Origin of the sequence: Ramlibacter montanisoli, assembly GCF_013087525.1 — a bacterium.
GTDB lineage: Bacteria > Pseudomonadota > Gammaproteobacteria > Burkholderiales > Burkholderiaceae_C > Ramlibacter > Ramlibacter montanisoli.
The window spans coordinates 1,361,518-1,373,863 of sequence record NZ_JABFCS010000001.1; the positions used below are offsets into that span (position 1 = coordinate 1,361,518).

Annotated in this window: 9 protein-coding genes and 4 pseudogenes; 8 read left to right on the plus strand and 5 right to left on the minus strand. The window is 67.2% G+C overall.

Annotated elements, in window-relative coordinates:
• Positions 1–73 precede the first annotated feature (73 nt).
• Positions 74–613, plus strand: a complete 540-nt coding sequence (locus HK415_RS06985; RefSeq protein WP_253261797.1) for a Rieske (2Fe-2S) protein — start codon at positions 74–76, stop codon at positions 611–613.
• Positions 577–774: a hypothetical protein gene (locus HK415_RS24660; RefSeq protein WP_253261798.1), complete on the plus strand. Its 198-nt coding sequence runs from the start codon at positions 577–579 to the stop codon at positions 772–774. Before HK415_RS06985 ends, HK415_RS24660 begins: the two co-directional genes overlap by 37 nt.
• A gap of 86 nt (positions 775–860) precedes the next feature.
• On the opposite strand, the gene HK415_RS06990 is transcribed toward HK415_RS24660, so the two are convergent.
• From HK415_RS06990 to lptF, 5 genes and pseudogenes are all read right to left on the minus strand, one after another.
• The gene (locus tag HK415_RS06990) at positions 861–2,027 is read right to left on the minus strand and encodes a pyridoxal phosphate-dependent aminotransferase (RefSeq protein WP_373684539.1); all 1,167 of its coding nucleotides are present in this window, start codon (positions 2,025–2,027) and stop codon (positions 861–863) included.
• Positions 2,028–2,032: 5 nt separating this feature from the next.
• Positions 2,033–2,982 (minus strand): annotated as a pseudogene (locus HK415_RS06995) (CysB family HTH-type transcriptional regulator).
• 12 nt (positions 2,983–2,994) lie between these two features.
• Positions 2,995–3,383: pseudogene (locus HK415_RS07000) on the minus strand (sirohydrochlorin chelatase).
• Position 3,384: 1 nt separating this feature from the next.
• Positions 3,385–4,482, minus strand: coding sequence for an LPS export ABC transporter permease LptG (gene lptG / locus HK415_RS07005; RefSeq protein ID WP_171557663.1), 1,098 nt, complete (start codon positions 4,480–4,482; stop codon positions 3,385–3,387).
• A gap of 115 nt (positions 4,483–4,597) precedes the next feature.
• Positions 4,598–5,590 (minus strand): annotated as a pseudogene (lptF, locus tag HK415_RS07010) (LPS export ABC transporter permease LptF); the annotation flags it as partial.
• Positions 5,591–5,615: 25 nt separating this feature from the next.
• Here lptF and HK415_RS07015 point away from each other — a divergent pair.
• From HK415_RS07015 to HK415_RS27420, 6 genes and pseudogenes are all read left to right on the plus strand, one after another.
• Positions 5,616–7,132 (plus strand): annotated as a pseudogene (locus HK415_RS07015) (leucyl aminopeptidase).
• Between the two features lie 8 nt (positions 7,133–7,140).
• A complete protein-coding gene (locus HK415_RS07020; protein WP_171557665.1) occupies positions 7,141–7,578 on the plus strand; it encodes a DNA polymerase III subunit chi in 438 nt (145 codons plus the stop codon).
• Entirely contained in the window at positions 7,578–7,883 is a 306-nt protein-coding gene (locus HK415_RS07025; protein ID WP_171557668.1) for a hypothetical protein, read from the plus strand. Before HK415_RS07020 ends, HK415_RS07025 begins: the two co-directional genes overlap by 1 nt.
• A gap of 136 nt (positions 7,884–8,019) precedes the next feature.
• A complete protein-coding gene (locus HK415_RS07030) occupies positions 8,020–9,147 on the plus strand; it encodes a branched-chain amino acid ABC transporter substrate-binding protein (protein ID WP_171557670.1) in 1,128 nt (375 codons plus the stop codon).
• Between the two features lie 267 nt (positions 9,148–9,414).
• Positions 9,415–11,235: a HAMP domain-containing protein gene (locus tag HK415_RS27415; protein ID WP_444965404.1), complete on the plus strand. Its 1,821-nt coding sequence runs from the start codon at positions 9,415–9,417 to the stop codon at positions 11,233–11,235.
• A gap of 17 nt (positions 11,236–11,252) precedes the next feature.
• Entirely contained in the window at positions 11,253–12,338 is a 1,086-nt protein-coding gene (locus HK415_RS27420; protein WP_444965405.1) for a HAMP domain-containing protein, read from the plus strand.
• Positions 12,339–12,346 lie beyond the last annotated feature (8 nt).

Here is a 12,346-nt window from a genome sequence, read left to right on the forward strand (position 1 = left end):
GGTACGCGGTAGAACCCCCATAGGCGGCCGGGGCGCACCCGGCACACTCTGGCGAACTCACGGGGTCTTGCCCATGGATCGACGCAGCTTCATCGGGACGTGCACGGCGGGCGCCGCTGGCCTGTCCGCCGCCGCCACCTTCGCCGCCCTGGCCGCCAACGCGCGGCCCAAGGAGTACGCGAAGGCGCTGCTGGTGAACGAGAGGGGCGACGCGCTGAAGGCGTCCGAGCTCAAGGTGCAGGCGAACTACGTCTTCCACTATCCCTTCGAGGCCACGCCGGTCTTCCTGCTGGACCTGGGCAAGGCGGTGGCGCCCAACACCTTGAGCACGCAGGACCGGAATGCCTACAGCTGGCCGGGCGGGGTGGGGCGCAACCGCAGCATCGTGGCCTTCTCGGCGATCTGCGCCCACCAGCTGGTGTACCCCACGCGCGACGTGAGCTTCATCAGCTTTCGCAAGACGCGCGCAGCGCGGCGTGCAGGACGGCCTGATCCACTGCTGCGCGGAGCACAGCCAGTACGATCCCGCGCGCGGCGCGGAGGTGCTCGGGCCCGGCCAAGCAGCCGCTGTGCGCGGTGCTGCTGTCGCACGATGCGAAGGCGGACACGCTGACGGCCTACGCCACGCTGGGCGGCGAGATGTTCGACGAGTTCTTCCGCAAATACGAGATGAAGCTCAGCCTGGACGTGGGCCCCAAGGCGAAAAACGCCGTGGCGGGCCAGAGCATAGTGCGCGAGCTGGAACGGTTCTGCAAGAACCCCATCCAGTGCTGAGGGTGCTGGGGTTCGCTGCGCTCACCGCCAGCCTACGATTTCCGTCGGGGTAGGCTGGCGGTGAGGCGCAGCCGAACCCCAGCGCTTCAAAGCTTCGCCAGCCGCTCCAGCGCCGCCTTCAGGGTCTCGTCCTTCTTTGCGAAGCAGAACCGAACCACCCGCTGGTCGAAGCCGTTGCCGTAGAACGCCGACAGCGGGATGGCCGCCACGCCGATCTCGCTGGTGAGCCACTTGCAGAACTCGTCTTCCTTCAGCGCGCTGACCTTGGAGATCTCCACGCACTGGAAGTACGTGCCTTCGCTGGGCAACAGCTGGAAGCGCGTGCGCGCCAGGCCTTCGCGGAACAGGTCGCGCTTGCGCTGGTAGAAGGCCGGCAGCTGCAGGTAGGGCTCGGGCGAGGCCATGTAGCTGGCCAGGCCGAACTGCATCGGCGTGTTCACCGTGAACACGTTGAACTGGTGCACCTTGCGGAACTCGGCGGAGAGCACGGCCGGTGCCGCCACGTAGCCGACCTTCCAGCCGGTGACGTGGTAGGTCTTGCCGAAGCTGGAGACGATCAGCGAGCGCGCGGCCAGGCCGGGGAAGCGCGCCGCGCTCTGGTGCAGCTGGCCGTCGAACACCATGTGCTCGTAGACCTCGTCGCTGATCACGAAGACGTCGGTGGGCGCCAGCAGGTCCTGCAGCTGCAGCATCTCCGCGCGCGTCCACACCGTGCCGCTCGGGTTGTGCGGCGAGTTGATCATGATCGCGCGCGTCTTCGGCGACAACGCGGCCGCGATCTTGACGAAGTCCGGCCGGAAGGTGCCGGGGGTAAGCGGCACGCGCACCACGGTGCCGCCGGCCAGCTCGATGTTGGGCACGTAGCTGTCGTAGCAGGGCTCCAGCACGATCACCTCGTCGCCCGGCTTCACGATGGCCAGCACCGCCGTGATGATCGCCTGCGTCGCGCCGGCGGTGATGGTGATCTCGCTGGCCGAGTCGTACTTGCGGCCGTAGAGCGCCTCCACCTTGGACGCCACCGCCTCGCGCAGCGGCGCGATGCCGGTCATCGGCGGGTACTGGTTCAGCCCCTTCTTCATGGCCTCGGTGACCGCGTCGACCAGCTTCGGGTCGCACTCGAAGTCGGGGAAGCCCTGGCCCAAATTCACGGCGCCCTTCTCGGTCGCCAGCGCGGACATCACCGTGAAGATGGTGGTGCCCATGGTCGGGAACTTGGTCTGGATCGGCGGGGTGCGTTCGGTGACAGGAGCCATGGTCATCAAAGTTCGTAGTCGTTGCCGTGGCCGCTCATGGCCTTCGCGATCAGGTTGCGGTCCAGGCGGTCGGAAAGCAGTTCGGCGAAGCGGTAGACGAAGTTTCGCAGGTATGCGCCGCGCTTGAACGCCACGCGGGCGACGTTCTGCCCGAACAGGTGGCCCAGGGGGCGGGCGGCGAGGTCGGAGTTGGTGCTGCCGACGTCGTCGCGCACCGCCATCTCGGCGACGATGCCGATGCCCAGGCCGAGGCGCACGTAGGTCTTGATCACGTCGGAGTCGATCGCCTCCAGGGCGATGCGCGGCGGCTGCTTCTTCTGCGCGAAGGCGCTGTCGATGCGGGTGCGGCCGGTGAAGCTGGGGTGGTAGGTGACCAGCGGCTCGGCGGCGATGTCCTCCAGCGACACCCGTTCCTTCTTCGCCAGGGGTGCCCCTGTGGCAGCACCAGCACGTGCTGCCACTCGTAGCAGGGCATGGTGACCAGCTCCGGGTATTCGCCCAGCGATTCCGTCGCGATGCCGATCTCCGCCACTTCGTCCAGCACCATGCGCGCCACCTGGTCGGGCGAGCCCTGGTGCAGGCTGACGCTCACCTTGGGATAGGCCTCGCGCAGCTTCGCCACCGGGATGGGCAGCACGTAGCGCGCCTGCGTGTGGGTGGTGGCGATCGAGAGCGTGCCGCTGTCCTGGGCGCTGAACTGCTCGCCGATGCGCTTGAGGTTGCTCACCTCGCGCATGATCAGCTCGATGCTCTTGAGCACGTGCTGGCCGGGTTCGGTGACGCGCTTGAGGCGCTTGCCGTGGCGCGCGAAGATCTCGACGCCCAGCTCTTCTTCCAGCTCGATGATGGCCTTGGACACGCCCGGCTGGGAGGTGTGCAGGGCCTTGGCCGCTTCCGTCAGGTTCAGGTTGCGCCGCACCGCTTCCTGGACGAAGCGAAACTGATGCAGGTTCATGCCGATTTTCTTCTAAGAGAGACAGGCATTATGCCTGCAGCCCTTATTCCAACGCAATCTGAGCGAGCAGTTCGACGACCCGGCCGTCCTCCCCACGGGCTTCTGCAGCACGAAGGCAACAGAGGGGAAACGGGCGCGCAGGCCGTCCACCAGCAGCGGCAGGTCCTCGCGGGCGTGCCGCCCGGTGCCGAGAAACATGGGGACGATCGTGACCTGGCCGGCGCCGGCGGCCACCAGTTCGGCCGCGGCATCCGGCAGGCCCGGGGTGTCCAGCTCAGGAAGGCGCACCGCACCGGGGTGTCGGGCGTCATGGCGCGCAGCCGCGCCGCCACCGTTTCCATGGACAGGCGCCACAGCGGGTCGCGCGAGCCGTGGCCGAACAGGACGATCGCCTTGCCCATGTCAGCGCCGCAGCACCAGCCAGCTGAAGGCCGCCAGCGAGAAGAAGGTGTAGATGATGCCCGGCGCCCCCGCCGCCACCCAGGGCACCCAGTTCTGCAGGTTGCCGATGTAGCCGAACACGTTGTTCAGCAGGAAGAAGCTGATGCCGATCAGCACGCCACCGAACACGTAGCTGGTGATTCCGCCCGAGCGGAAGTGCAGGTAGGCAAAGGGCAGGGCCAGCACCACCATCACCATGCAGGACAGCGGATAGAACACCTTGCGCCAGAACTCGATCTCGTAGCGCTGCGATGTCTGCGAGTTCGCCTCCAGGTGCCGGATGTACTGGAACAGGGCGATGGTGCTCATGCGCTCGGGCTTCAGGAGCGCCACCGACACCATCTCCTGCGTGATCTCGCTGGGCCAGCGCATCGTCGGCAGCTTCAGGCGCTCCACGCGCGAGGCGCCTTCGTTGGTGTTGAACTCGGTGCGTTCCACGTCCCTCAGGGTCCAGGCGCCTTCGCCGAAGCTGGCCTGGCCGGCCTGCGTGATCGACACCAGGAAGCCGCGCGAATCGGCCTCGAAGATCCGCACCTTCTCCATCTGGCCCTCGGGCGTGAGGCGGAACACGTTCACGTTGTACGAGAGGTAGCGCTGCCGCTCCTTCAGCCAGGCGCCGGTGGTGCCGATCGACAGGCCGCCGCCCAGCCGCGACTTGAGCAGCTGCGCCGTGCGGTCCGACAGCGGCGCCAGGTAGTCGCCGGTGGCGAAGGTCAGGATGGTGAAGGCCAGGCCCAGGCCGAACAGCGCCCGCAGCGCGCGCCAGGGACCGAGGCCGCTGGTGCGCAGGATGGTGTATTCGGAGCTTTGCGCCAGCCGCGCCATCACGAAGATGGTTCCGATCAGCACGGCGATCGGCAGCAGCTCGTACAGGTGGCTGGGCATGCGCAGCGCCACGTAGATCAGCGCCTGCGTCAGCCGGTAGGGCTGCATGCCGCGGCCCAGGTTGCCCAGCTCGTCGACGAAGTCGAAGAAGAAGAACAGGGCCAGAAAGCCGACGCTCACGAAGGCGACGGCATACAGGACCTCGACGTAGATCAGGCGGCGGATCGTCCTCACGCGGCCTTCCCCCCGCGCGCAGCAGCAGCGGCCGGACCGTCCAGTTGTTGTGCTGCTTGGCCAGCCAGAGCGAGGCCGCCGTGAAGGTGCCGCCGTGCACGATCAGCAGGAAGGCCAGGAAGCCGGCGCGCTCGCGCGAGATCCAGTTCTGCCCCAGGTTCAGCAGGTTGAAATACACGACGAAGGCGAACAGCGCGAACACCAGGTTGCCGCTGCGGCCCACGCGCGGGTTGACGCTGGAGACTGTGACCGCCAGCAGCACGAAGTTGATGCCGGCCAGCGCCAGACCCAGGCGCCAGGCCAGCTCGCCCTTGTTCGCCGGGGTCGGGTTGAGCACCAGGTCGAGGGTCGAACGCGCCTTGGCCGGGCTTTCGTCGCCGCCGATCAGGTTGTTCTCGCGCACGCGGGTGCCATGCTGCTCGAACTCGCTGATGCGCAGGCCCTCGCCCTTGAGCGACGTCTCCAGCCGCTGGCCGTTGGACAGCAGCAGGAACTGCTCGTCGCCGATGGTTTCCACCCGGCCGCTGCGCGCGGAGGTGACCGTCTCCTTGTCCTTCTCCACGGTGGAAATGAAGATGTTGCGGCCCGACTTGTTGTCCGGCGTGTCCTTGTCCAGGAAGAACACGCGCCGGCCGCTGGCCGACTCCTGGAACTGCCCGGGCGCGACCCGCTCGAGGTCGCCGCGGCGGCCATACCGGTCCTTCAGCTCCTGCGTCTGCTGGTTCGCCCAGGGCCAGATCACCAGGGCCAGCAGGGCGATCACCAGCAGCACCGGCCAGGAGAAACCGAACAGCGGCCGCACCAGCGAGGACAGGCCGCGGCCCGCCGAGAACCAGATCACCATCTCGCTGTCGCGGTACATGCGCGAGAGCGTGCCGACGATGGCGATGAACAGCGACAGCGTGAGGATGGTGGGCAGGTAGCCCAGGACGGTGTAGCCCATCACCATCATCACTTCCTCGGGGTTGATGCTGCCGCGGCTGGCAAGGCTCAGGGTACGGATCAGGGTCATCGTCATCACGATGGTGACCAGCACCACGAGCGAGGCCCCGAAACTGCGGGCCAGCTCCTTGCGAACGGTTGAATGGAATAACATCGGCGGGCGCATCCGGCGCTATGAACAACAAGGGATTATGGACTTCGAACTCAAGACCCTCGACCTTGCAGGTGCGGCCAACGAGAAGACCGACGTGCTGCTGGTGCTGGTCACGGAAGGTTTCCAGGCGGGCAAGGATCCCGTCTCCAGGCTGGTCGCCGCCGCGCTCGCCGCGCGCGACCTCGAACCCAAGCCCGGCAAGATGCTGCACGCCTACCGGGCCGAGGGGATCGCCGCCTCCCGGGTGATCCTGGCCGGTGCCGGCGACGGCTCGGGCAAGAAGCTGCACGCCGCGGTGCAGGCCGCCACCGGCGCGCTGCGCTCCACCACCGCGCGCAAGCTCACCATCGTGCTGCCGCGCCGCAGCGGCGCCGAGGCGGTGCGCGCGGCCGTCTGCGGCACGGCGGAAAGCAGCTACGTGTACGTGGCCACCAAGTCCAAGCCGGAAGCGCGCGAGCTGAAGAAGGTCGTGGTCGGCGTCGACGACGCCGGTGCCCACAAGGCTGCCTTCCTGCGCGCCAAGGCCACCGCCATCGGCATCGAGTTCGCGCGCGAGCTGGGCAACCTGCCGCCGAACTACGCGACGCCCACGCGCCTGGGCGAGGAGGCCGCCCGCCTGGGCAAGGCCCACGGCTTCCCGGTGGAAGTGATGGGGCCCAAGGAGGTCGCGCGCGTCGGCATGGGGTCCTTCATGAGCGTGGCCAAGGGTTCGGCCGAGCCGCTGCGCTTCATCGTCCTGCGCTACGAAGGCGCGGGCAAGGGGCGGCGCCGGTGGTGCTGGTGGGCAAGGGCATCACCTTCGACACCGGCGGCATCTCCATCAAGCCCTCGGCCGAGATGGACGAGATGAAGTACGACATGGGTGGCGCGGCCAGCGTTCTGGGCACCTTCCGCGCGCTCGCGGAACTCAAGCCGAAGCTGAACGTGGTCGGCCTGATTCCCGCCTGCGAGAACATGCCCGATGGCGCCTCCTACAAGCCGGGCGACATCCTCACCAGCATGAGCGGCCAGACCATCGAGGTGCTGAACACCGATGCGGAAGGCCGCCTGATCCTGTGCGACGCGCTGACCTATGCCGAGCGCTTCAAGCCGCGCGCCGTGATCGACATCGCCACCCTCACGGGGGCCTGCGTGGTGGCGCTGGGCGGGGTGCGCAGCGGCCTGTTCGCCACCGACGACGAACTGGCGCAGCAGCTGCTGGACGCCGGCGAGGCCGCGCTCGATCCATGCTGGCGCCTGCCGCTGGACGACGAATACGCCGAAGGGCTGAAGACGAATTTCGCCGACGTGGCGAACGTCGCCGGACGCGCGGGCGGCGCCGTGGTGGCGGCGAAGTTCCTGCATCGCTTCACGCAGAACTATCCCTGGGCGCACCTGGACATCGCCGGCACCGCCTGGAAGGGCGGCGCGTCCAAGGGTTCCACCGGGCGGCCGGTGGGCCTGCTGCTGGAATACCTGCTGACGCAAGAGGCTGCGGGCTCCGGCGGCAAGCGCGCCCCGGCGGCCAAGGGCAAGCCCGCCCCGGCGAAGCCCAGGCGGCGCGCCGCCGCCTGACCGCGACGATGACCGAGGTCGCCTTCCACTTCAACGTGCCGGACAAGCTGGGCTACGCCTGCCGGCTGCTGCGCAAGGCCGCCGGCAGCGGCGCGAAGGTGGTGGTGACCGGCGAAGCGGACCTGCTGCGGGCGCTGGACACCGAGCTGTGGACCTTCTCGGCGCTGGAGTTCCTGCCCCACTGCCATGCCGCGTCGGCCGACGCGCAGGTGCTGGCCGCGTCGCCGATCGTGCTGGCCGACGCGCCGCGCGCCACGCCGCACCAGGAGGTGCTGGTGAACCTGGGCACGCGCGTCCCCGACGGCTTCGAGCGCTTCGAGCGCCTGATCGAGGTGGTGACGCAGGACGACGAGGACCGGCAGCAGGCGCGCACGCGCTGGAAGCACTACGCCGACCGGGGCTATGCGATCAAGCGGCACGACCTGGCCGCCAAGGAGGGCACCTGATGGCCACACGCACACCGCCGCGTTTCGTGCCGACCCTGACCGAAGTGGTGCAGTCCGGGCCGGTGCCCCTGGCGGCGGCGCCCGGGCTGTCCGCCGACCAGCTCGCCCAGCGCGTGCTGCAGCGCGTGGACCTCGCCCTGGACCGGCGGCTGCGCGAAGCCATCGCCACGGTGGTGCTGGAACAGAGCAGCGCGATGGTGCCGCTGTTGCGCGAGCGCCTCGAAAGCGTGATCCACGAACTGGTGGCCGAAGCTGTCGCCGAAGAGATGCAGGCGCGTCAACGCGCCGACGCCGGGGACGTTTGACACCCGGCAACGAAGTTCGCGTTTCGCTGACGACCCCGGCCTAACCCTATGGTTCGGGTCCGGAAATTGCGCTAACGTGCCGCCCGTTGAGCAAGAACAACGGACTCAACCCATTTCCCAACCCGGAGGTTTCTACATGCAATTCCAACTGAAATTGACGGCCGCCATGGCCATCGCCGCCGCTTGCGGCGTTGCGGGCGCCCAGGAGCAGGTCGTCAAGATCGGTCACGTCGCGCCGCTGTCCGGCGCGCAGGCCCACTACGGCAAGGACAACGAGAACGGCGTCCGCATGGCCATCGAGGACCTGAACGCGCAGAAGATCAAGATCGGCGGCAAGACGATCAAGTTCGAGATCCAGGCCGAAGACGACGCCGCCGACCCGAAGCAGGGCACGGCCGCCGCCCAGAAGCTGTGCGACGCCAAGGTTTCCGGCGTCGTGGGGCACCTGAACTCCGGCACGACCATCCCCGCTTCCAAGGTCTACAACGACTGCGGCATCCCGCACGTCACGGGCGCGGCCACCAACCCCAACCTGACCAAGCCGGCCTACAAGACCACCTACCGCATCATCGCCAACGACAACGCCCTGGGCGCTGCGCTGGCCCTGCATGCCGCGGACAAGCTGAAGCTGAAGAAGGTCGCGATCATCGACGACCGCACCGCCTACGGCCAGGGCGTCGCCGAAGTGTTCAAGAAGACCGCCGTGTCCAAGGGCATGACGGTCGTCGACGAGCAGTTCACCAACGACAAGGCCACCGACTTCATGGCCATCCTGACCGCCATCAAGGCCAAGAATCCCGACGCCATCTTCTTCGGCGGCATGGATCCCCAGGCCGGCCCGATGCTGCGCCAGATGGAGCAGCTGGGCATGGGCAACGTCAAGTACTTCGGCGGCGACGGCATCTGCACGGCGGAAATCGCCAAGCTGTCGGCCGGCGCCAAGACGCTGGGCAACGTGGTCTGCGCCGAAGGCGGTGCCTCGCTGGCCAAGATGCCCGGCGGCACGGCCTGGAAGGACAAGTACGACAAGAAGTACCCCAACCAGTTCCAGGTCTACAGCCCGTACACCTACGACGCGACCTTCGTGCTGGTCGACGCGATGAAGCGCGCCAACTCCGTGGACCCCAAGGTCTACACCAAGGAACTCGCCAAGACCAACTACAAGGGCGTGACCTCCACGATCGCCTTCGAAGCCAACGGCGAGCTGAAGAACGCGGCGACGACCCTGTACACGTACAAGGAAGGCAAGAAGACGCCGATGTGATCAGCTGATCCACGGTAACTCCGTGTATCCGAAGGCCGCCCACGGGCGGCCTTCTTCGTTTTCGCCTCGTGCCGGCAGCCCCGTTGCAGGCTTGCTGCGTCACTGTAGTCTCGGGGAGCTTTTGACGTGGGAGCCTTCCTACAGTCCGCGCCAGTACTGGCTTTGCAGCCCATTCCGGGTTCCTGTCGTGTTGAAGGGTGATGCGTAAGCCGGTACCCTCCTCCTTCCTGTTGGCGTGCCAACAGTTGCTTACCAATGGGGGATCACATGGAAGTTCTGGCGAAACTGCCTGCCGCTGAGCATCGAGACGGGGACTTGAAGTTGGTGCTGAAGGCCCTGTCGGCCTTCCGACGCGGCGAGCAAGGCGTGACGCTGCCCACGGAGTGGGATGGTCTGTTCGGGAAGATCGCCGCGGAATTCAACGAGCTGTCGTCGCAGACCGGCCGCACCTGCACGCGGCTGAAGTCGGTCGCGGCCGGCCCCCATACCGGCGCCAAGGCGGGCCGCCGGGTGTCCGACGACAAGCTCACCGGTTTCTGGCAGGAGAACGTCGCCAGCGTCAACAGCCTGCTGGACGAAGTGGAACTCACCGGCGAGCGCACGCGCACGCTGCTGGGCGGACTCACCGAACTGAAGAAGGGCAACTCGGGCGCGGAACTGCCGCACGACTGGACCGGCCTGTTCGGCAAGGTGGCCGACGCCTTCAACGACGTCGTGGCGCAGAACGTGCGCATGTCGCAGGAGCTTTCGCGCCTGTCGCGCGTGGTCGGCAAGGAGGGCAAGCTGAAGGAGCGGGCGAGCATGCCCAGCACCGACGGCTTCTGGCGGGACTCCGCCGAATCGATCAACTCCCTGATCTCCGACCTGGTGCACCCGACGTCCGAAGTGGCGCGGGTGATCGGTGCGGTGGCCCAGGGCGACCTGTCCAAGTCCATGGCCCTGGAGGCCGACGGGCGCGCGCTGGAAGGCGAATTCCTGCGCACCGCCATGACCATCAACAAGATGGTGCAGCAGCTGGGCACCTTCTCCGCCGAAGTGACGCGGGTGGCGCGCGAAGTGGGTACCGAAGGGAAGCTGGGTGGACAGGCGGAAGTGCAGGGCGTGGCCGGAACCTGGAAGGACCTGACCGACTCCGTGAACTCCATGGCCGGCAACCTGACGGCCCAGGTTCGGAACATCGCGGAAGTGACCAAGGCCGTGGCGGCCGGTGACCTGTCCAAGAAGATCACGGTGGACGTGAAAGGCGAGATCCTGGAACTGAAGAACACCATCAACACGATGGTGGACCAGCTGCGAAGCTTCGCTTCGGAAGTGACGCGCGTGGCGCGCGAAGTGGGCACCGAAGGCAAGCTGGGCGGCCAGGCCGACGTGCAGGGCGTGGCCGGGACCTGGAAGGACCTGACCGAGTCGGTGAACTTCATGGCCGGCAACCTGACCTCGCAGGTGCGCAACATCGCCGACGTGACCAAGGCGGTGGCGGCCGGCGACCTGTCCAAGAAGATCACGGTGGACGTGAAGGGCGAGATCCTGGAGCTGAAGAACACCATCAACACCATGGTGGACCAGCTGCGATCCTTCGCCTCGGAAGTGACGCGGGTGGCGCGCGAGGTGGGTACCGAAGGCAAGCTGGGCGGCCAGGCCGACGTGCAGGGCGTGGCCGGTACCTGGAAGGACCTGACCGACTCGGTGAACTCCATGGCCGGCAACCTGACGGCCCAGGTGCGCAACATCGCGGACGTGACCAAGGCGGTGGCGGCCGGCGACCTGTCCAAGAAGATCACCGTGGACGTGAAGGGCGAGATCCTGGAGCTGAAGAACACCATCAACACCATGGTGGACCAGCTGCGATCCTTCGCCTCGGAAGTGACGCGGGTGGCGCGCGAGGTGGGTACCGAAGGCAAGCTGGGCGGCCAGGCCGACGTGCAGGGCGTGGCCGGCACCTGGAAGGACCTGACCGACTCCGTGAACTCGATGGCCGGCAACCTCACGGCCCAGGTGCGGAACATCGCGGAAGTGACGACCGCCGTGGCAGCCGGTGACCTGTCCAAGAAGATCACGGTGGACGTGAAGGGCGAGATCCTGAGCTGAAGAACACCATCAACACGATGGTGGACCAGCTCTCCTCCTTCGCTTCGGAAGTGACCCGCGTGGCGCGCGAAGTGGGTACCGAAGGAAAACTGGGAGGGCAGGCCGACGTGCAGGGCGTGGCCGGTACCTGGAAGGACCTGACCGAGTCGGTGAACTTCATGGCCGGCAACCTGACCTCGCAGGTGCGCAACATCGCGGACGTGACCAAGGCGGTGGCGGCCGGCGACCTGTCCAAGAAGATCACCGTGGACGTGAAGGGCGAGATCCTGGAGCTGAAGAACACCATCAACACCATGGTGGACCAGCTCTCCTCGTTCGCGTCGGAAGTGACGCGGGTGGCGCGGGAGGTGGGTACCGAAGGCAAGCTGGGTGGCCAGGCCGACGTGCAGGGCGTGGCCGGTACCTGGAAGGACCTGACCGATTCGGTGAACTCGATGGCCGGCAACCTGACGGCCCAGGTGCGCAACATCGCCGACGTGACCAAGGCGGTGGCGGCCGGCGACCTGTCCAAGAAGATCACGGTGGACGTGAAGGGCGAGATCCTGGAGCTGAAGAACACCATCAACACCATGGTGGACCAGCTGCGATCCTTCGCCTCGGAAGTGACGCGGGTGGCGCGCGAGGTGGGTACCGAAGGCAAGCTGGGCGGCCAGGCGGAAGTGCAGGGCGTGGCCGGCACCTGGAAAGACCTGACCGACAACGTGAACTCCATGGCCGGCAACCTGACGGCCCAGGTGCGCAACATCGCCGACGTGACCAAGGCGGTGGCGGCCGGCGACCTGTCCAAGAAGATCACCGTGGACGTGAAGGGCGAGATCCTGGAGCTGAAGAACACCATCAACACCATGGTGGACCAGCTGCGTTCCTTCGCCTCGGAAGTGACCCGGGTGGCGCGGGAAGTGGGTACCGAAGGCAAGCTGGGCGGCCAGGCCGACGTGCAGGGCGTGGCCGGCACCTGGAAGGACCTGACCGATTCGGTGAACTCCATGGCCGGCAACCTGACGGCCCAGGTGCGGAACATCGCGGAGGTGACGACCGCCGTGGCGGCCGGCGACCTGTCCAAGAAGATCACGGTGGACGTGAAGGGCGAGATCCTGAGCTGAAGAACACC

What these genes read in the sequence shown, in the direction of transcription:
- HK415_RS07025 (WP_171557668.1), top strand. Translation starts at nt 7,578, where the DNA reads ATGGCCACACGCACACCGCCGCGTTTCGTGCCGACCCTGACCGAAGTG.
- HK415_RS27415 (WP_444965404.1), top strand. Translation starts at nt 9,415, where the DNA reads ATGGAAGTTCTGGCGAAACTGCCTGCCGCTGAGCATCGAGACGGGGAC.
- HK415_RS27420 (WP_444965405.1), top strand. Translation starts at nt 11,253, where the DNA reads ATGGTGGACCAGCTCTCCTCCTTCGCTTCGGAAGTGACCCGCGTGGCG.
- HK415_RS07020 (WP_171557665.1), top strand. Translation starts at nt 7,141, where the DNA reads ATGACCGAGGTCGCCTTCCACTTCAACGTGCCGGACAAGCTGGGCTAC.
- HK415_RS06990 (WP_373684539.1), bottom strand. Translation starts at nt 2,027, where the DNA reads ATGGCTCCTGTCACCGAACGCACCCCGCCGATCCAGACCAAGTTCCCG.
- HK415_RS07030 (WP_171557670.1), top strand. Translation starts at nt 8,020, where the DNA reads ATGCAATTCCAACTGAAATTGACGGCCGCCATGGCCATCGCCGCCGCT.
- HK415_RS06985 (WP_253261797.1), top strand. Translation starts at nt 74, where the DNA reads ATGGATCGACGCAGCTTCATCGGGACGTGCACGGCGGGCGCCGCTGGC.